The organism is Bradyrhizobium sp. 521_C7_N1_3, from assembly GCF_052075975.1.
GTDB classification, from domain to species: Bacteria; Pseudomonadota; Alphaproteobacteria; order Rhizobiales; family Xanthobacteraceae; genus Bradyrhizobium; species Bradyrhizobium japonicum.
In genome coordinates, this window is the sequence record NZ_CP197232.1 from 2764395 (window position 1) to 2784170 (window position 19776).

19 protein-coding genes are annotated in these 19776 nt (G+C 61.8%); 10 read left to right on the forward strand and 9 right to left on the reverse strand.

What is annotated here, in order from left to right:
- Positions 1-384: 384 nt before the first annotated feature.
- The 3 genes from AB7008_RS12500 (at position 385) to AB7008_RS12510 (ending at position 3287) form a co-directional block, all read left to right on the forward strand.
- Positions 385-1671, forward strand: coding sequence for a DUF1254 domain-containing protein (locus AB7008_RS12500; protein ID WP_248879891.1), 1287 nt, complete (start codon positions 385-387; stop codon positions 1669-1671).
- A gap of 220 nt (positions 1672-1891) precedes the next feature.
- The gene (locus tag AB7008_RS12505) at positions 1892-2347 is read left to right on the forward strand and encodes a DUF3237 domain-containing protein (RefSeq protein WP_441258892.1); all 456 of its coding nucleotides are present in this window, start codon (positions 1892-1894) and stop codon (positions 2345-2347) included.
- 583 nt (positions 2348-2930) lie between these two features.
- Positions 2931-3287 (forward strand): hypothetical protein, encoded by a 357-nt coding sequence (locus tag AB7008_RS12510; protein WP_441258893.1) that lies wholly within the window; start codon positions 2931-2933, stop codon positions 3285-3287.
- Between the two features lie 41 nt (positions 3288-3328).
- Here the strand turns inward: AB7008_RS12510 and AB7008_RS12515 are convergent, their stop codons facing one another.
- Both AB7008_RS12515 and AB7008_RS12520 read right to left on the reverse strand, forming a co-directional pair.
- Positions 3329-4459 (reverse strand): L,D-transpeptidase family protein, encoded by a 1131-nt coding sequence (locus tag AB7008_RS12515; protein ID WP_304492987.1) that lies wholly within the window; start codon positions 4457-4459, stop codon positions 3329-3331.
- A gap of 288 nt (positions 4460-4747) precedes the next feature.
- On the reverse strand, positions 4748-5740 hold the full coding sequence (locus AB7008_RS12520) for a helix-turn-helix transcriptional regulator (RefSeq protein WP_028158242.1): 993 nt from the start codon (positions 5738-5740) through the stop codon (positions 4748-4750).
- 767 nt (positions 5741-6507) lie between these two features.
- Here AB7008_RS12520 and AB7008_RS12525 point away from each other — a divergent pair.
- Complete coding sequence (locus tag AB7008_RS12525; RefSeq protein WP_441258894.1) at positions 6508-7683, forward strand: OpgC family protein; 1176 nt, start codon at positions 6508-6510, stop codon at positions 7681-7683.
- A gap of 234 nt (positions 7684-7917) precedes the next feature.
- Positions 7918-8661: a class I SAM-dependent methyltransferase gene (locus tag AB7008_RS12530; RefSeq protein WP_441258895.1), complete on the forward strand. Its 744-nt coding sequence runs from the start codon at positions 7918-7920 to the stop codon at positions 8659-8661.
- Between the two features lie 146 nt (positions 8662-8807).
- Here the strand turns inward: AB7008_RS12530 and AB7008_RS12535 are convergent, their stop codons facing one another.
- From AB7008_RS12535 to AB7008_RS12560, 6 genes are all read right to left on the reverse strand, one after another.
- Entirely contained in the window at positions 8808-9014 is a 207-nt protein-coding gene (locus tag AB7008_RS12535) for a YodC family protein (RefSeq protein ID WP_028153663.1), read from the reverse strand.
- A 330-nt stretch (positions 9015-9344) separates the two neighbouring features.
- Complete coding sequence (locus AB7008_RS12540) at positions 9345-10094, reverse strand: HAD family hydrolase (RefSeq protein ID WP_175618024.1); 750 nt, start codon at positions 10092-10094, stop codon at positions 9345-9347.
- Entirely contained in the window at positions 10085-10972 is an 888-nt protein-coding gene (gene hemF, locus AB7008_RS12545) for an oxygen-dependent coproporphyrinogen oxidase (protein ID WP_038935363.1), read from the reverse strand. The genes AB7008_RS12540 and hemF overlap by 10 nt, the downstream gene beginning before the upstream one ends.
- Before the next feature lie 115 nt (positions 10973-11087).
- On the reverse strand, positions 11088-11453 hold the full coding sequence (locus AB7008_RS12550) for a 6-pyruvoyl trahydropterin synthase family protein (RefSeq protein WP_028158236.1): 366 nt from the start codon (positions 11451-11453) through the stop codon (positions 11088-11090).
- Between the two features lie 17 nt (positions 11454-11470).
- The gene (gene queE, locus AB7008_RS12555; RefSeq protein ID WP_441258896.1) at positions 11471-12103 is read right to left on the reverse strand and encodes a 7-carboxy-7-deazaguanine synthase; all 633 of its coding nucleotides are present in this window, start codon (positions 12101-12103) and stop codon (positions 11471-11473) included.
- Positions 12104-12121: 18 nt separating this feature from the next.
- Complete coding sequence (locus tag AB7008_RS12560) at positions 12122-12580, reverse strand: tRNA (cytidine(34)-2'-O)-methyltransferase (RefSeq protein ID WP_014497389.1); 459 nt, start codon at positions 12578-12580, stop codon at positions 12122-12124.
- A 289-nt stretch (positions 12581-12869) separates the two neighbouring features.
- On the opposite strand from AB7008_RS12560, the gene petA reads away from it, so the two are divergent.
- The 5 genes from petA (at position 12870) to AB7008_RS12585 (ending at position 19416) form a co-directional block, all read left to right on the forward strand.
- Positions 12870-13400 carry a ubiquinol-cytochrome c reductase iron-sulfur subunit gene (gene petA / locus AB7008_RS12565; RefSeq protein ID WP_028153668.1) on the forward strand — a complete coding sequence of 177 codons (531 nt, stop codon included), beginning with the start codon at positions 12870-12872 and terminating at the stop codon, positions 13398-13400.
- Between the two features lie 62 nt (positions 13401-13462).
- Positions 13463-15526 (forward strand): cytochrome b/c1, encoded by a 2064-nt coding sequence (gene fbcH, locus AB7008_RS12570; RefSeq protein WP_038935361.1) that lies wholly within the window; start codon positions 13463-13465, stop codon positions 15524-15526.
- Positions 15527-15798: 272 nt separating this feature from the next.
- Positions 15799-16473, forward strand: a complete 675-nt coding sequence (locus tag AB7008_RS12575; RefSeq protein ID WP_028158233.1) for a dienelactone hydrolase family protein — start codon at positions 15799-15801, stop codon at positions 16471-16473.
- A gap of 228 nt (positions 16474-16701) precedes the next feature.
- A complete protein-coding gene (locus AB7008_RS12580; RefSeq protein ID WP_304492993.1) occupies positions 16702-18867 on the forward strand; it encodes an anthranilate synthase component I in 2166 nt (721 codons plus the stop codon).
- Positions 18868-18876: 9 nt separating this feature from the next.
- Positions 18877-19416 carry an adenine phosphoribosyltransferase gene (locus AB7008_RS12585; RefSeq protein ID WP_014497384.1) on the forward strand — a complete coding sequence of 180 codons (540 nt, stop codon included), beginning with the start codon at positions 18877-18879 and terminating at the stop codon, positions 19414-19416.
- A 24-nt stretch (positions 19417-19440) separates the two neighbouring features.
- Here the strand turns inward: AB7008_RS12585 and AB7008_RS12590 are convergent, their stop codons facing one another.
- Positions 19441-19773 carry a GIY-YIG nuclease family protein gene (locus tag AB7008_RS12590; RefSeq protein WP_304492994.1) on the reverse strand — a complete coding sequence of 111 codons (333 nt, stop codon included), beginning with the start codon at positions 19771-19773 and terminating at the stop codon, positions 19441-19443.
- Positions 19774-19776 lie beyond the last annotated feature (3 nt).

Consider the following 19776-nt stretch of genomic DNA (forward strand, 5'->3'; position numbering starts at 1 on the left):
TCCACAGGCCGCATGTCGCCTTTTAGCCCCTTAGCAGACGTTCCAGCGCTCTGGGTCGATGTCGGCTTGTGACCCAAAGCGGAACTCTTTGATTTGGATCAAAGCTCCGGACGACACTCAATTTCAGCTTGGGCGATAAGCTCGGTCACACCTCGGAGTAGGGGGGACACAAGCATGCGCGCACGGAAAGTTCTGTCAGCAACCGCGAGCTCAATAGCGTTGCTAGGTCTTTGTTCGGTGGCGCAAGCCCAATTGCCGGCACCCGCAATTCCACCTTCGCCCGGCTGGGTGCGGGCGCTACCTCCCGGCCCAGATACTCGCGTAAAGATCACTGAGGAATACGCAAAGCTTGTCGCTCGCGACGCTTACTTCTGGGCTTGGCCAATGATCAACATTTATAATCGGAGACAAGCCTTCAAGGACGTCAAAGATTTTGTGATGGCTGGCCCAGTGCCGACTGCGCCGCTCAATCGGGTTGCGATGCTGACGGATTATATCAATCCCGACCAGCGAATAGTGGCGTGCCCAAATCAGGACGTTGTCTACGGCGCCGGATCGCTCGCTCTCGACGTTTCACCGGTTGTGATCCAAGTGCCTGATTTCGGTAATCGCTTCTGGGTCTATCAGGTGGTCGATTTGCGAACGGATGGCGTCGTCCAACTCGGTAAGATGTATGGGACTACCCCCGGTTTCTACTTATTGGCCGGACCCGGCTGGCATGGCGAGGTGCCGAAGGGCATCACTAAGGTGTTTCACGCTTCGACCAACACCGGCTTCGTTGCACCACGCATCTTCCAAGATGACACCCCGGAGGACAAGAAAGCCATCCAAGGCGTACTCACGCAAGTTATGATTTACCCGCTATCGGAGTACGACGGCAAACTAAAGAGCTATGATTGGAGCAAGATACCAAAAGTGGCTGGCGCGCCGAGCGGCCAAGAAGAGACGAAATGGGTGTTTCCTGAAAAGTTTATCGACGAGCTTCCAGCCGTGCTCGCCGATGCTCCGCCATTACCGGGCGAAGAGGCCCGTTACGCGCAGATACGCGCTGTCCTTGATGCCATGAAGTCAAACCCAGCGCTCAAACCCGCGATGATCAAGGCAGCGCAAGAGGTGGAAGACCAACTGGTCACGCCGCTGTTTCAGTTCCGAAACTACGGCGAACAGCTTCCGAATAATTGGAGCACAATATCGAACGAAGCGGCCTTCGGCACCGACTACTTCACGCGCACTGCGGCAGCCAAGTCCAACATTCTAGTTAATTCACCGAACGAGACAAAGTACTTTTACCAAGACCTCGATAGGACGGGCGCCCGTCTCAACGGCGCTAACCGTTATACGGTGACCTTTCCAAAGGAACAGACGCCGCCGGTTAATGGCTTCTGGTCATTGACGTTATATAATGAACACCACTTCTTCGTGAAGAACGAACTCACGCGCTACTCGCTTGGCACCAAGAACAAAGATCTCAAATTCAACCCGGATGGCTCTCTTACGATCTACGTGCAGGCCGAGCCGCCCGGCGATGCGCTGCGTAGCAATTGGCTACCAGCGCCGAGCGGTTCTGATTTCTCACTTTATGTCCGAGCCTATTGGCCTAAGGCCGAGGTTCTCGACGGCGTATGGACGCCACCCGGAGTTCAACGAGCGGACGGCGCTGGTGGCCGCTAGAGATGGAGTCCGCTTGTGGCCCTTAGCCGAACAAGGCTGAGACCATTGTAGTGTCGGCTATCGGCGGCAGACCGGACGCGGGGCCGTGCTCACTTCGACCGCCGCTTGTGACCCTAAACAGCCATCGCTGGCCCGGCTAGAGCCCGCTAGTTGAAGCCAAAAGGTCGTCCTACAATAGATTTCGCAACACATGGCAGATGCCTTAATCGGGAGGTCCTCCATGCCGGAGATCAACACCAGTTTTCTGTTCACGATCGCCCTCGAGATTCAAGTATCCATTCTTGGCGACACTCCCTATGGCCGCCGACGCATTTTTCATTTTGATGGCGGCAGCTTCGACGGACCGAAACTCAAGGGCAAGGTGTTGCCGGGTGGCGGCGGCTGGTCTCTGATTCGCCGCGACGACGTGATGGAGGTGGACGTGCGGTTGACCCTAGAGACCGACGACAAGCATCAGATTTACACAGCGTGGAAGGGACTTCGCCATGGTCCGAAAGAAGTTATGGATCGCCTTTATCGAGGTGAGATCGTCGACCCGAAAGCCTACTATTTCCGTACCACGCCTTACTTTGAGACGAGTTCGGAAAAATACGACTGGGTGAACCGCATCTGCTCGATCGCCAGCGGCTCGCTTTCGCCGAACGCACGAACGCTGGATGTTTTTCAGGTGTTGTAGATAATGCGTCAAAGGTCTGCTGTTGGCCCATCAGCGAAGTGGCGACACCTTTCATTGAGGTCCGCTTGGTGGGGTAGAGCGGACTCACTTTGCTCGCTCTGAGTTCTTCGCATTTTGACCCGAAGCGGACGTGCGTCGTGGTCGTAGCGATATCCGCCTACTGTCTCGACATCGAAATTAATAGCGTGTTGACGATCGGAGCAGGCGGATTTGTCATCTCGGACGGAGATACTGCTGCGTCGTTGAGATCGCGGACCGGGCGCTGCGATGCGGAGGGCGTGCTTAGGGCCAAACTCAACTTCTTCAGCATGCGCCGGAACTCGTGATCATACGACGCGTCGACATCGCGCATCGTTGAAAACGATGTGACGAAATATTCCTTTAATCGGTCGATCGCTTCTCCATCTCCATAGAGCACACAAGCACTGTCGGCCTTTCATATCCGGTGGTGAGTGAGCAAGCTTAAGCTCTGCGGTACCGGGGCGGCGATGTGTGTGGTCCTGGAGTGGCTGCTACGGGCCCAAGTTTGGCGTGCCTTGACGTGTTCGGCGTGTGCGACTTCCACTGCGGGATTAGGAGTAAGATGAACAATCACCTTCGGCATGCGGCGCTTGCTGTACTCACTGTCATGCTGCCGATCTTTACAATCGGTCACGCTCGCGCCCACGATTATCAGCACCCCGAGTTGAACAGCTGGTATGAGAGCTTGCACAGTGGCAAAGGGCCTTGCTGCGATGGGAGTGATGCGAAGCGCGTTGATGACGCCGATTGGGAAACTAAGGACGGTCACTATCGCGTACGCCTTGATGGCGAGTGGGTTGATGTTCCGAACGAAGCTGTCGTGGATGGACCGAACCGCGCTGGCCGTACGATGGTCTGGCCTTACTACCTAGATGGTCATCCGAAGCCGCGCTGCTTCATGCCGGGGAGCATGGGCTGATAGCGAGCGCAGGGATGCAAGCCTGAAGTAGACCGGGCGCTCTAGCACCCGTCGTCTCCTTCCACGACGGTCGACAGGAAGCTGGAACGAGCCAGATCACATGCAATCGGTTTCGAGAACGAGGTGCCAAACCATCTACTCGTCAACGAACCATCGTTGGTGACCCAGGGGATTGGCGGCAGTTGCGGCAGATAAGATGCATACGGCATCACTTTCGCAAGCGTCACTCTGACCAGGTACTTTGCTAGAAAAGCCTCGTTCATTCCGCCGTCCAGTCCGCTATAGATCGGGGCTGCCGGCACGTTGTCATTGAGCAATCGTGCGAATTCGAGTTCGTCGGTACGTTGCTTCTCAAGCGCCCGCCGCGCAATTTTGGAATCCACGACAAACGCGGGGCATTTGTCGGTGGGACTGAACACGAGAGGATACGGCGAATTTGGTGGAGCTTGCGCATCGAACACATAGCGTCGATTGCACACGTCCACCTTAGGTTCGAAATGCGTCGTCTCGAAGTGATCGTTGCCGACTTTGAGCATTTTCCAGAAGGAGAGGTTCGGGCTATTTCGATGCCGCGCCAGGTTTGCCGGCGTCAGGCGGAATGGATAGGCCTGGACCTGAAAGGACGGTCGGCCGCCGAGGGAGTCCCGCGCTAGCGAATAGATCTCGCTTATCTGTTCGTCGGTCATGGCATAGCAACCGCTCGATGAGCAGTCGCCATGGATCATGAGTAAGCTGCCGTCGCGATTGTTTGCCTTGTCGAAGCTGTTGGGAAAGCCGACGTTGATCGCGAGATGGTAATCGGAGTTGGGATTCATCAGCTCGGGAGTAATCGTATAGAACCCCTCTGGAGCCTGACGGTCACCCTCCTTCAGCTTCGGCCCGAGATCCCCCGACCACCGACAGATCGGGTACACCTTGAGGATTTGGAAGAGGCCGGTGGTGTCCTGTTTCCAGACTTCGAGCTCCGCCTCTTGCTTGAAGACGCGGACAAGGATAGGCGAGTATTTTGGCATCTTCTTTTGTCGGAGCAGCGAGAGCAACTCGGGTGGTAGCTCCTTTGTAGCCTTGGCCGGCAAGCGGTTGCTGTTTTGGCCAAGGCAGGTGGCCGGCGACAACGCCGCGAAAAAAGCTGCAGCCAGCACAAGCGCACGGAGTGCCGTGGCGCCGATCATGACCTTACCTCGGGCGCGGAATCTGCTCATTTGGGCAGCGTGTAGTCAGTGGGTTCGTAAGGCAAGCCCCAGATGGACGCAGCCACCAGAGAAGTTCGAGCTTATCGTTGGCCTTGGGGATGCCAAGACGCTCGGTCTCGTCGTCCGCTTCTGGCCCGTAGCCGACCATCCCTGCGGCACCCCGATTTCTGCTGCTAAGCGTTGAACGGACAAAGCTCCTGCAAGATGCCGAGGTCAGCTTTTGACCCATAGCGGACATTCGCTAGCAGGATCTCGCGCACGCGCCGATCAGGGACACGTGGCTCGGCCGGGATCCCTGCCGGCGTAACGAACCCCACGCGGCGAATCGCCGAAGCGAGATCGGAACAGGCGATTGAAATGCGAAACATCCGAGAAGCCTACCTCCAGCGCGATATCGGAAATTAGCTGCGCGCCGACGCGCGCTTCGGTTAACAGTTTGAACGCAAGTTGGAGACGTAGCTCATTCACGTGCCCGGTGAACGATGATCCTGATAACGCCATCAGGCGCTGCAGATAGCGAGGTGAGATGCCTTGGCGACGAGCTACCGTCTCGACGCTGAGCCCCGGCTCCTGAAAGTGCACGGCGATGTAGTCGAGAACGGCACTGTGGCGCGCGGCCACGACCGCACTCGCATCGCTTTCGCCCAAAGGGGCGCACTCGCCGACCGCGAGCGCTACTAGATCACAAGTGTGAGTCATGACTAGATCACGCAGCTTGGGGGCGACCAGAGCCCCCTCCTTGAATGCCGACTTCAGATAAGCCATGAGGAGGCGGAGCGGTTCATTTCGCTGAGTGATTGGCCGCATGGCGAGGCTCTCGATGTCCGCCACGCGCTGTGCAAGCGCCTCGCGAGGTACCGCCAGACCGAATAGTAATCCGTCGACATAGGTGACGGTGGCGGGCTCCGAATGCAGAATCGAGATTGCGTCGCCGGCGCAAAGCTCGATGTCCCGGCCGCGTTGCGACAGCCGACTTTTGCCGGGTGAGCAGACGATGAGGCCGATCGAGTCGTCACCGTCAGCAATGCTCGTCCGCAGGCGCTTGAAGCGCATGGGCGAGCCTTTCAGTGCGAGCGTGCGCAAACCGCGGATCGCTTGCAACGTTGCGTCGACTCGAAATGGAACGTTCGCGAGAGGCTCGACGTCGGCGTGGACTATCCCCCGCACAAAGCTCTCGCGCCAGAGTGGAAGTCGCATCCGCTCCGGATGCTCACGCGTCGAGAATCGATGCGAGACGAAATCGGCTGCGTCCGTAGACATGGTGACCTCCAGCCTTGATAAGACATTGGGTCAAATGCTGCGACAGGCCAGCTGTCGGTATCCGCAATTTGCAATTCGCGCACCGACCGTCTCTTGAGGTGCGCAGGATTCCAAGAAGCTACATCCTTTCTCTGCTAGTCTCATTCACCTGTGATTGGTGCTGATGTGAACTGGCTCACGTGGCGACCAGAAAATTATGACAATCTTTGATTGCGAATGTCGCGTGCAAATATCTCCTTTAAGAGGAGATGATTGTGATGGCTCTATTTCAAATTGCCGCCATTGGATCCAATTTCAAAATCCTTGGCTCGGTGCAAGACCAGATCCAACTTTACAACGCTGTTCGCGGCTAATCGGGAACGAGACTGTTTTCTGATGCCGATTTCCTGTCGTGCCTTGATCGCTGCATCACCATTAGGGTCCGTCGGACACAGACTACGTCCCGGCACTACTCCTTTTCAGTCGCCGGGTGAAATGGTCGATCTGTCACATGGGACGTCAACCGTGGTGATCAGGAAGGGGTTCGATCATGTCCACCATAGTCGACATATTATACCGCGAGTACTGCCGCGCCCGCCTCACCGAGATGAGAAAGCAACTCTTGATACGGGGCGTCGGCGCCAACGTCTTGCAAGCTCCTTGGGAGGACGACGACCCTCCCGACACTGGCGCTCGGAGGAGCAGCCGGGCGACGAAGGAGCCCCCATCATCCATCGGGTAGCTGGCGCGCATTATTGGCTCCATGAGCGCACGCAGAAGGCCGGCAGATGGATGATCGAGCTCACACCTCGACGCGATTGTTCGGCGAGACTCCGCCGGGGTTCAGGGCGGCTGACCGCGATCTGCGTATCGATGTCTGCCGCGGGATCGCGTTATGGTGGATCTTTCTCGATCACGTTCCCAATAACATCGGGAGCTGGCTGACGCCTCGAAACTACGGCTTCTGCGATGCCGCCGAGATATTCATGTTCATCTCGGGCGTGACCTGCGCTCTGGCCTACGGCAGGGCACGTGAGCGCGAGGGCTGGAGCGGCATGATCGGCCGTTCACTGCGCCGGGGATGGGACATCTATGCGGCGTTTCTACTGCTCACGCTCGCTTGCGCCATCCTCGCCTACCTTGCGGGCAGCGATAATCTCGCCGACGAGAGCAATACGCGAGTTCTGCTCGAGCATCCGGGCGCCACGCTTGCGCACGCCGCAATCCTGCAATACCGGCCTGTGAACACCGACGTCTTGCCAGTTTTTGTGATTTTTCACGTGCTGTTCGCGCCACTGCTGTGGCTGCTGCTGCGAGCGCCGAACGCGACACTCGGAGTGTCCTTGCTGCTCTACGCGCTCGTGCACCTCTTCGGTTGGAGAGTTCCAGCCTGGCCCAACGGCGTCTGGTTCTTTAATCCGCTGGCCTGGCAGCTCCTGATCGTGCTCGGCGCATGGTGCGTCATTGAGGGAGAGAAATTCCGGCCTTGGGTAATGTCGCGCCCGGCGCTTGTTTTTGCCGTTCTTTATCTGATTTTCGGCTTGGTCCTTGCTCAAAGTTGGAGCATCGAGGCGCTGGTTCCGCAAACTTTGACGGATCTGCTGGCCCCGCCGGATAAATCGAATCTCAGTCCGATGCGGCTGCTGCATTTTGTGGCTCTCGCAATTGTGGCGCTGCGATTCATTCCTCGGAATTGGGAAGGGCTATCGACGCCGGTGTTGAGCTGCGCGAAGTGCTGTGGCCAGAATTCGCTGCCGATCTATTGTTTCGGCGTCCTTCTGGCGCTCGCCAGCCAACTTACGATGCTCGACCTCTCGGAGGGGCTTGCGATGCAGATCGTGGTTAGTGTTGCCGGAGTGCTGATGATGATCGTCGTCGCGCGGGTACTGAACGCGATCAGCATCCAGCGCGAGCGGAAGTCAGCGGGGACGCAGTCGATCGGGAAAGTTCCGCCGGTTCGCTAAACTGGTAGATTGCTGGTGAAGCGCGGAGAGCAGCTCTTGGCCCATCAGCGAAGTGGCGACACCTTTCATTGAGGTCCGCTTGGTGGGGTAGAGCGGACTCACTTCGCTCGCTCTGAGTTCTTCGCATTTTGGCCCATATCGGTCCTCGTCGGCTGCAGACTGTCGATAATGCCTGTGACCGTGACCTGCGCCTTTGTTATCTTAGAGGGGCTGCTCTCTGGGGGAGGTCCAACCATGGCAACTTCAGTTGCTGCAGGCTACTCGAGCAAGGTGAGCGAATACGTCTCGGGTCGCCCGGAATATCCTGTGGCATTGCTCTCCGACCTGCCGTCGGCGGACGCGATCATCGATCTTGGCGCTGGTACCGGGAAGTTCACTGAGTTGTTGGCGCTGACCGGGAAGCACATACTAGCGGTGGAACCAATCGATAAGATGGCCGCACGCATTCCGGTCGGCCGTCTGGCGACGGTTGAAGTGCTGATCGGCAGTGCGGAGTGCATTCCCGCGCGAGATAAGGCAGCCGGGCTCGTTTGTTGCGCGACAGCCTTTCATTGGTTCGACTATGAGAAAGCGATAAGCGAGATATTTCGGGTTCTCGAGCCGGGCGGCGCTCTGGCTCTGATCTGGAATGTGCGGGACGATCGTGTGCCCTGGGTCGCCGCGTTTTCTGGGATCATGGATAACTATGCCGGCGATACGCCGCGGCAATCAACTGGCAAATGGCGGGTGATCTTCGACGATGCTCGCTTCCGACACCTGGCGAGCAAGAACTATCCATTCAGCCAGCCTATGCTGCCGAGCGGGATCGTCGACCGTGCCCTGTCGACGAGCTTCATCGCGGTGTTGCCGAATGAGGAACAGGACCGCGTCCGCGCCGAGGTCGAAAGCCTCATCCAATACGACCCCGCACTGATCGGGCGAGATATGGTCGCGTTCCCTTACGTAACCGAATTGCATCTATTCCTAAAACGCGGCTGAGCCCAACAGATTGGCGATGTCTGCTTCTGGCCCTTCTGCGACATCCAGCGATGTCCGCTATTGCGCTGTTATTGCGCAGAGGAGCGGACATCGGGAGCGCCGGAGCGGAAGGCTCCGATCTAACTAGGATACGGTCTTAGGCGTGCCTATTCGTCATCCTCGTCTTCGTCCTCATCCTCGTCGTGGTCTTCCACTTCCAGGCGGTCGAGCGCGGCCAGCGGCAGCGTCTCGCGGAACAGATCGCCTTCCGAGCCCATCCAGAGGCAGAGGATGTCGTCGCCTTTCACCTCTGCGACGGTCAGCGGCTGGCCGCCGGATTTCAGCATCACGACGTCGCCGGTTTTCAGTTCCATGGATGGTCCTTTCGGGGTTGATCGACGAGAGGGGAGGCTAGCAAGTCGTCATGACAGGCCGATCACGGGCTATGGGACCCGTGAATTTGCTGCGGCTTGCGCAGACTGCCGGAACGTCGATGGCAGAGGTTCGAGTGGGGGATCGCTCGAGGTCACCAGGGGCTCTTCCGTCCCAGGCGCGGCGATGATGGCATCATGCGCCTGTTTTGCCCGACGCGTCAAATGATTTCGTAAAATCAGCAGTGCATCGCGTTTGCGGCAAGCTGTTGAAATTGCAAAGGCCGGCTACGGTGCATGGGGTTGTTTTTCGAAATTTTGTTTTCGCCTGGGTTACGGCTGGTCCGGCACGAGCTCGGTCAGCGAGCGGATGATGCGGTCGGGCTTGACGGCCGAGCCCTCGGGCAGGCCGTCGCCATGCACGTCGATCCAGATCGAATAGATCCCGAGGCGCTGCGGCGTCACGACCTCCCATTCCAGATTGTCGCCGATCATCCAGGTGTCTTTCGCGGTGACGCCGAGTGCCTCCATCGCGTGCAGATAGGCGCGCTCCTCGGGCTTGCCGAAACCGTGCTCGCCCTCGATCTGGATGTGATCGAAGCGATGCGTCAGCTCGAAGCGCTCGACCTTGGCGCGCTGCATGTCGGCGGCGCCGTTGGTGACCAGCGCGAGCTTGACGCCGCGTGCCTTGAACGCGTCGATGGCATCATGCGCGCCGGGGAACACGAAGATCGCTTCTTCGCGATAGGTCGTGAAGCGGTTGGCGAGGCGATCGGCGAGATCGTCGGAGAGGGCGCGGTGGCCGTCGGCGGCGAGCGCGGCGAAGCCGCCCCGCACCGTGAGCCGCCGTGCCTCGCCAAGCTTCATCCGCCACGCGGCTTCCGCATTGGCCCAGAAGTTTCGTGCGAAGGCCAAAACTGCGGTCGCGACCTGCTGCGGCGGCAGCGGCGCGAGCTCGTCGGCAAATTCTTCTGCGATGGTATTCCAGGCGATCTCGGGCCGGCCGTAGGCCGACAGGATGGTGTCGTCCATGTCGATCAGCATGGCGCGCGGCAGCGGAGGCATCGCGGTGCTCATGGCCATTTCACCTCCGGCGGCAGCGACGACAGGATCGAGTCCACGTTGCCGCCGGTCTTGAGCCCGAAGATGGTGCCGCGGTCGTAGAGCAGGTTGAACTCGACATAGCGTCCGCGCCGGATCAACTGCTCCTCGCGATCCTCAGCGGTCCAGGCGCTCGCGAAATTGCGCCTGACGATATCGGGGTAGATTTTCAGGAAGGCGCGGCCGACATCCTGGGTGAAGGCGAGGTCGGCGTCCCAGTCGCCGCTGTCGTGCCAGTCGTAGAAGATGCCGCCGATGCCGCGCGCCTCTTTGCGGTGCGGCAGGTAGAAATACTCGTCGCACCATTTCTTGTACTTGTCGTAGTCGGCAACGCCGTTCGGGCCCGTGCAGGCCTCCTTCATCGCGGCGTGGAAGGCGAGCGTGTCGGCATCGTCCTGCGTGCGCCGGCGGTCGAGCACCGGGGTGAGATCGGCGCCGCCGCCGAACCAGGCTTTTGTGGTGACGACGAAGCGGGTGTTCATGTGCACGGCGGGCACGTGCGGATTGCGCAGATGCGCGATCAGCGAGATGCCGGAGGCCCAGAACCTGGGGTCGTCCGCCGCGCCCGGGATTTGGGCGCGAAACTCGGGCGCGAATTCGCCGTGCACCGTCGAGCAGTGCACGCCGACCTTCTCGAACAGACGGCCGGACATCATCGACATCACGCCGCCGCCGCCGGGCGCGCCGGTATGATCGGTGCGCTGCCAGGGCGTACGTTTGAAGCGGCCGGCCGCGCCCGGATAAAGGCTTTGTGGGGCGTCATCCTCCAGCCGCTCGAAGCTTGCGCAGATGTCGTCGCGCAAAGCCTCGAACCAGGCGCGGGCGCGCGTCTTGCGGTCTTCGATTGTCGAGATGTCCATATCCAATTCCAAAACCGGTCTCGTAGGGTGGGCAAAGGCGCCTTGGCGCCGTGCCCACCAACTTCATTGTCGTCCTGAATGGTGGGTACGCTGCGCTTTGCCCACCCTGCGAATTTCACTCCTGCGGACCGTAATAGGTGCAGCTCTCGTTGCAACTGTCGCGGTGGATGCTGACGCGGGTGAGCTTGCCGATATGCTGGAGCCGCTCCCAGACGAAGCGCGAGAGGTTTTCCAGCGTCGGTGTGCCCAGCGCCTCGATCTTGTTGAGGTATTTGTGGTCCAGCGTGAGCCGCACGTCCTCGATCGCGCGCTGGACGAGGCCGAGATCGACCACCATGCCGGTCGCAGGGTCCGGCGTGCCGCGCAACGTCACCTCGGCGCGGAAGGAGTGGCCGTGGATCTCCTCGCTCGCGGCGCCAAAGGTCGTTCCCGACAATGAGTGCGCCGCCTCGAAGCGGAACGATTTCGTCAATTCCCACATCTGTTCGAAAACCAATCTTATCTGATGCCGAGCGATTTATGCGTCTGCACGCTCAGCCGCCATTGCGGATGGCGCAGGCAATAGTCGATCGCACGCACGGTGTTTTGGGCAACCTCGGGTCCGTCCATCGGCTGCAGCGAGAAGCGCTCGAAGGCGAGGCCCTCGAAGGTCTCCGGCGCGGCGAGGGCCTGCGGATAGACCAGCTTCAGCTCGTGGCCGCGGCGCTGGACGAGCTCGCTTCCGCCCTTGGGGCTGACGCAGATCCAGTCGAGCCCATCAGGCGCCGCAATCGTGCCGTTGGTCTCGACGCCGATCTCGAAGCCGCGGGCGTGGAGGGCGTCGATCAGGGCGGCATCGACCTGGAGCAGCGGCTCGCCGCCGGTGAGCACCACGTAACGGTTGTCGGCGGCAGCCGTCCATTGCGCGGCGATGGTGTCGGCGAGTTCCGCGGCCGAGGCATAGCGGCCGCCGAGCGTGCCGTCGGTGCCGACGAAATCGGTGTCGCAGAATTTGCAGGTCGCGGCCTCGCGGTCGGCTTCGCGGCCGCTCCAGAGGTTGCAGCCGGCAAAACGGCAGAACACGGACGCGCGCCCGGCATGGGCGCCTTCGCCTTGCAGGGTCAGGAAGATTTCCTTGACCGCGTAACTCAATGGTCTCTCCTCAACATATCAAACTTGCGGGTTCCGGAGCTGCCGCAGCGCCTCGCCTGCGGCCATCGCCGCGGTCATGGCGACATTGAGCGACCGCAGCCCCGCCGTGATCGGGATCACCAGCCGCGCATCCGCAGCCTCGACCACCGCGTCGGTGACGCCGGCGCTCTCGCGCCCGAATAGCAGGATGTCCGACGTCTGGTAATGAAAATCGCGGTAATCGGTGGCGGCCTTGGTGGTGAACAGCAGCAGGCGGTAGCCCTGTGTCGCACGCCAGTCCTCGAATTTCGACCAGGAGTCGTGGCGGGTCACGCTGACATGATCGAGGTAGTCCATTCCCGCCCGGCGGAACAAGCGGTCGGAGAACGGGAAGCCTGCCGGCTCGATGATATGGGCGGCCATGCCGAGGCAGGCACAGAGCCTGAGAATCGTGCCGGTGTTCTGGGCGATGTCGGGTTGGAAAAGCGCGATCTGCATGGGATGTGCAAGGGCTGTATCGGGGTCGGTGCGGGCCGGAAATGTCTCAATAAAACATCGCTGGCTGCGGAATTCGTGCATTGCACGCCCCCACGCCGTTAGCGGGCTTGCGCTCGCCCGGCAAGGGTGCCAATAGAACGATTCTGGACTGCTGTTTTCGCCCTGTTTCGGTGGGGACAAGTGAAGTTCTGCCGCCGCGGGGGGCCGCGGGCGCCGGCACACTGTTTTGGGGACCTTGGGGGCTCCCGGAGCGGTTCCGCCGGCAGCATAAGAAGAAAGGGTTGGAATCGTGACGACAGCGTCTTCGGCGGACCATCCGACACGCCGTGATTTCTTATTCGTTGCAACGGGGGCAGCTGCAGCAGTAGGGGGCGCAGCTGCGCTCTGGCCCTTCATCTCTCAAATGAATCCTGATGCGTCGACCATCGCCGCCGGTGCGCCGATCGAGGTCGATCTCAGCCCGATCGCCGAGGGGCAGGACATCAAGGTGTTCTGGCGCGGCAAGCCGATCTACGTCAGCCACCGCACCAAGAAGCAGATCGACGAGGCGCGCGCCGTCAACGTGGCGAGCCTGCCCGATCCGCAGTCCGACGAGGCCCGCGTCAAGCCCGGCCACGAGCAGTGGCTGGTCGTGATCGGCATCTGCACCCATCTCGGCTGCATCCCGATCGCTCATGAGGGCAATTACGACGGGTTCTTCTGCCCCTGCCATGGTTCGCAGTACGATTCGTCCGGCCGCATCCGCCAGGGGCCCGCGCCCGCCAACCTGCCGGTGCCGCCGTACCAGTTCGTTTCCGACACCAAAATCCAGATCGGCTGAGCTTCGGGCCTTCGCCCGGAGCTTCGCGCCGTCTCGTCGTATTATTTCCTCAGGATCGCATCATGAGCGGACCATCCGACTACCAGCCGAGCAATCCGGCCCTGCAATGGATCGAGCGACGTCTGCCGATCATCGGTCTCGTCCATTCCTCCTTCGTCGTCTATCCCACCCCGCGCAACCTGAACTACTGGTGGACCTTCGGCGCCATCCTCTCCTTCATGCTGGGGATGCAGATCCTGACCGGCGTGGTCCTGGCGATGCACTACACGCCGCACGCCGATCTCGCCTTCAAGTCGGTCGAGCTGATCGTCCGTGACGTGAACTACGGCTGGCTGCTGCGCAACATGCATGCCTGCGGCGCGTCGATGTTCTTCTTCGCGGTCTACGTCCACATGCTGCGCGGCCTCTATTACGGCTCCTACAAGGAGCCGCGCGAGGTGCTGTGGATCCTCGGCGTCATCATCTACCTCCTGATGATGGCGACGGGCTTCATGGGCTACGTGCTGCCGTGGGGCCAGATGAGCTTCTGGGGCGCCACCGTCATCACCAATCTGTTCTCCGCCATTCCCTATGTCGGCGAGAGCATCGTGACGCTGCTGTGGGGCGGCTATTCGGTCGGCAACCCGACGCTGAACCGCTTCTTCTCGCTGCACTATCTGCTGCCGTTCCTGATCGCCGGCGTCGTCGTGCTCCACGTCTGGGCGCTGCATGTCGCCGGCCAGAACAATCCTGACGGCGTCGAGCCGAAGACGGAAAAGGACACGGTGCCGTTCACGCCGCACGCGACCATCAAGGACGGGTTCGGTGTCGCCTGCTTCCTGCTGCTCTACGCCTGGTTCATCTTCTACATGCCGAACTATCTCGGCGACGCCGACAACTACATCCCGGCGAACCCGGGCGTGACGCCGCCGCACATCGTGCCGGAATGGTACTACCTGCCGTTCTACGCGATCCTGCGCTCGATCCCGAACAAGCTCGCGGGCGTGATCGGGATGTTCTCGGCGATCATCATCCTGTGCTTCCTGCCCTGGCTCGATGCCGCCAAGACCAGGTCGTCGAAGTACCGGCCGCTGGCCAAGCAGTTCTTCTGGATCTTCGTCGCGGTCTGCATCCTGCTCGGCTATCTCGGCGCGCAGCCGCCGGAAGGCATCTACGTGATCGCCGGCCGGGTCCTGACGGTCTGCTACTTCGCCTACTTCCTGATCGTGCTGCCGCTGCTCTCGCGCATCGAGACGCCGCGGCCAGTGCCGAACTCGATCTCGGAGGCGATCCTGGCCAAGGGCGGCAAGGCGGTGGCCTCGGTCGCCATCGCGCTCGTTGCCGCCGGCGCGCTGTTCCTCGGCAGCCTTCAGGACGCTCGCGCCTCCGAAGGCAGCGACAGGCCGCCGGGCAACAAATGGTCGTTCTCCGGCCCTTTCGGTAAGTACGACCGCGGTGCGCTCCAGCGCGGCCTGAAAGTCTACAAGGAGGTCTGCTCGAGCTGCCATGGCCTGTCCTTCATCGCCTTCCGCAACCTCGCGGAAGCCGGCGGCCCCGGCTATTCGGTGGCGCAGGCAGCGGCGTTTGCCTCCGAGTACAAGGTCAAGGACGGCCCGAACGATGCGGGTGACATGTTCGAGCGCCCGGGCCGGCCGGCGGACTATTTCCCCTCGCCATTCCCGAACGAGCAGGCGGCCCGTGCGGCGAACGGCGGTGCGGCGCCGCCCGATCTGTCGCTGATCACCAAGGCGCGCTCCTACGGCCGCGGCTTCCCCTGGTTCATCTTCGACTTCTTCACCCAGTACCAGGAGCAGGGCCCGGACTATGTCGCGGCGGTGCTCCAGGGCTTTGAGGACAAGGTGCCTGAGGGCGTCACCATCCCGGAAGGTTCCTACTACAACAAGTACTTCCCGGGTCACGCCATCAAGATGCCGAAGCCGCTCAGCGACGGCCAGGTGACCTATGACGACGGCTCGCCGACCACGGTCGCGCAGTATTCCAAGGACGTCACCACGTTCCTGATGTGGACCGCCGAACCCCACATGGAAGCGCGCAAGCGCCTCGGCTTCCAGGTGTTCGTGTTCCTGATCATCTTCGCGGGCCTGATGTACTTCACGAAGAAAAAGGTCTGGGCCGACTCCCACTGAGCGGCGCGCGATCGGAAATGAAGAAGCCCCCGCGAGGGGGCTTTTTTGTTGCCCGCCTCCCGGAGCGCTGCAGCGTGCAACGCTGCTGCGCAGAGCCGAGACCCGGCATGCTTGTGGCTGGGCCCCGGATCAGCAACGCACCACGCCGCGAAGGGCGGCGCTCTGCATTGCATCCGGGGCACGAGAGTGTGTTGTTTGGCGCGATTGCCTATCGCGCTCCCAGCGGCCAAAATACCGCCAACCGCTCCCCCAGAAACTCATCGGAGGACACCATGGGAACCGCCATCACCTTCAAGCGCCCTGACGGCAAGGACGCCTCGGGCTATCTCGCCAACGCCGCGCGCGGCAACGCGCCGGGCGTGGTCGTGATCCAGGAATGGTGGGGCCTGTCGGACCAGATCAAGGGCCTGTGCGACCGCTTTGCGCTCGCCGGCTTCGATGCGCTGGCGCCCGATCTCTACAAGGGCAAGGTGGTGCCGTATCACGACATGGACGCCGCCGGCAAAGAGATGAACTCGCTGGACTTCATGGACGCCACCACGCAGACCGTGCGCGGCGCCACGCAATATTTGTCGCGCAACGGCGCCAAGGTCGGGCTGACAGGCTTCTGCCTCGGCGGCGCCGTCACCATCATCGGCGCGACCAAGATTCCGGAGCTTGCGGCCGGCGTCGTGTTCTACGGCATCCCGCCGGAGCAGGCCGCCAAGCCCGCCGACGTCAAGATCCCGCTCCAGGCCCATTTCGCCAACAAGGATGACTGGTGCACGCCGGAGCTGGTCAATGGCTTTGAAAACGGCATGAAGGCCGCCGGCAAGTCGCTCGAGCTGTTCCGCTATGACGCCGAACACGCCTTCGTCAACGAGCAGCGCCAGGCCGTGCACGACCGCGAAGCCGCCGAACTCGCCTGGGGCAGGGCGACGGAGTTTTTCCGGAAGCATCTGGGATAATCGCTATTCCCGGGGCGCGGGGGCACCCTTGACGTCGTCCCCGCGCCATGGTGAGTATCCGCCCCATGAGCACCGCTGTCCGCCCAGCCCGTCTTTGGTGGCGCACCTCCTAAAGAGGTGGCCGGTGCGATTTCATTTCTCAAAATCGTCGAAGGTCGCCACGCAGTGCGGCGGCCTGATCGTTTGTCCTGTGTGGCGTTTCCTCGGCAAGTTTCGTAAGAGGACGACATGAACAGGACAGTCTTTGCCCTCCCGGCCCGAAGCGACTACATGACCCGCGGCGGTCTCGCGATCACGCGTGTGGCGGAGCAGTTCACCGGCGGCGCCAACAGGCTCGACGATCTCATCAACCTGCTCGACCGCCGCCGTGGCGTGGTGCTGTCCTCGGGCACGACCGTGCCCGGCCGCTACGAGAGCTTTGACCTCGGCTTCTCCGACCCGCCGCTCAAGCTCGAGACCACTGGCGTCAATTTCAAGCTGGAAGCGCTCAATGAACGCGGCCAGGTACTGATCGCCTTCCTCGCAGACGTGTTGCGCGAGCCCTGCGTCGTCATCTCCGAGAAGAGCGCCACGCGGCTTGCCGGCCACATCATCCGCGGCGATGCGCCGGTCGAGGAAGACCAGCGCACGCGGCGCGCCAGCGTGATGTCGCTGGTGCGCGATCTCGTCGCCGCCTTCTCCGCCAACGATGACGGGCTGCTCGGCCTGTTCGGCGCCTTCGCCTACGACCTCGTGTTCCAGATCGAGGACCTCGTGCAGAAGCGCGCTCGCGAAAATGATCAGCGCGACATCGTGCTCTACGTCCCCGATCGCCTGCTCGCCTACGACCGTGCCACCGGCCGCGGCGTGGTGCTGAGTTACGATTTCGCGTGGAAGGGCAAATCCACCGAAGGCCTGTCGCGCGAGACCGTCGAGAGCCCGTACCTGAAGACACCGCGCCAGGGCTTTGCCGATCACGCGCCCGGCGAATATCAGGCCACCGTCGAGACCGCGCGCGCGGCTTTCGCGCGCGGCGATCTGTTCGAGGCGGTGCCGGGACAGCTGTTCGCCGAGCCCTGCGATCGCTCGCCGGCGGAAGTGTTCCAGCGCCTCTGCGTCATCAACCCGTCGCCCTACGGCGCGCTGATGAATCTCGGCGAGGGCGAGTTCCTCGTCTCCGCCTCGCCGGAAATGTTCGTGCGCTCGGACGGACGCCGCGTCGAGACCTGCCCGATCTCGGGCACGATCGCGCGCGGCACCGATGCGATCGGCGATGCCGAGCAGATCCGCCAGCTCCTGAACTCGGAGAAGGACGAGTTCGAGCTCAACATGTGCACCGACGTCGACCGCAACGACAAGGCGCGCGTCTGCGTGCCCGGCACGATCAAGGTCTTGGCGCGGCGGCAGATCGAGACCTACTCAAAACTGTTCCACACCGTCGATCACGTCGAGGGCATGCTTCGCCCGGGCTTTGACGCGCTCGATGCCTTCCTCACCCATGCCTGGGCGGTGACGGTAACCGGCGCGCCAAAACTCTGGGCGATGCAGTTCGTCGAGGATCACGAGCGCTCGCCGCGGCGCTGGTATGCCGGCGCGATCGGCGCGGTGAATTTCGACGGCAGCATCAACACCGGCCTCACCATCCGCACCATCCGCATGAAGGATGGTCTCGCCGAGGTGCGCGTCGGTGCCACCTGCCTGTTCGATTCCGATCCCGCGGCCGAAGACCGCGAGTGCCAGGTCAAGGCCGCAGCCCTGTTCCAGGCGCTGCGCGGTGATCCGCCAAAGCCGCTGTCGGCCTTCGCGCCCGATGCGACCGGCTCGGGCAAGCAGGTGCTACTGATCGATCACGACGACAGCTTCGTGCACATGCTGGCCGATTATTTCCGCCAGGTCGGCGCCGACGTCACCGTGGTCCGCCATGTGCATGCGCTCGACATGCTCAAGCGGAAGAGGTGGGATTTGCTGGTGCTGTCACCCGGACCAGGCAGACCTGAGGACTTCGGGATCAAGAAGACCATCGACGCGGCGCTGGAGAACAAGCTGCCGGTGTTCGGCGTCTGTCTCGGCGTGCAGGCGATCGGCGAATATTTCGGCGGCGAGCTAGGTCAGCTCACCCACCCCGCGCACGGCCGGCCCTCGCGGGTGCAGGTCCGCGGCGGCCGCCTGATGCGCAATTTGCCGAACGAGATCGTCATCGGCCGCTATCACTCGCTCCATGTCGAGCGCGACAGCATGCCGGAGGTGCTTGATGTCACCGCCAGCACCGAGGACGGCGTCGCCATGGCGCTCGAGCACAAGACCCTGCCGGTTGCCGGCGTGCAGTTCCACCCGGAATCGCTGATGTCGCTCAGCGGCGAGGTGGGCCTGAGGATTGTCGAGAATGCGTTCCGGCTGGATGCGCGCGTTGATTGAGAGGCACCAATGACCTTTGACCACGATCTGAAGGCGAGCGTCCGCACCATTCCCGACTATCCCAAGCCGGGGATCCTGTTCCGCGACATCACGACCCTGCTCGCGGATGCGCGCGCGTTCCGCCGCGCGGTCGACGAGCTGGTCAATCCCTGGGCCGGCAACAAGATCGACAAGGTCGCCGGCATGGAGGCGCGCGGCTTCATCATCGGCGGCGCGGTGGCGCACCAGCTCTCCGCCGGCTTCGTGCCGATCCGCAAGAAAGGCAAGCTGCCGCACACCACCGTGCGCATCGCTTACTCTCTCGAATATGGCATCGACGAGATGGAGATGCATGTCGACGCGATCCGGCCCGGCGAGCGCGTGATCCTGGTCGACGATCTCATCGCCACCGGCGGCACTGCGGAGGGCGCGGTGAAACTGCTGCGCCAGATCGGCGCCAATGTGGTCGCCGCCTGCTTCATCGTCGATCTGCCCGATCTCGGCGGCGCCGCCAAGCTGCGCGCGATGGACGTGCCGGTGCGCACGCTGATGACGTTCGAAGGGCATTGAGCCGCGTCGGCGCCCCGGCGATCGTCAGATCGCCGCGGCCTTCAATGCTGACCGCCAGTGCAGCATGCGCTCCTTCAGGAGCGCGTTCCTGACGTAGTCCGTCTCCTCATCGTCCAGCCGCTCGCATTCGCCGAACGTCAGGCCAGCCTCGCCATGCGCGTTCCAGGCAGCCTGGAGGGTAGGGCAGGTGTGGCTGCCCTGGCGGAGCGAGAACCAGATGCGGTTCTGGATGGTCTGCAGGTTCGGCGCCTGGCCGACCCAGGCCTCGCCCGATGCCGCACAGCGGACGACGTAGATGCCCGCAATGGTCTTGCGCTCCTTGTAGGCGGCGATGGCTGCCTTCCGGTGGATGCTCACGGG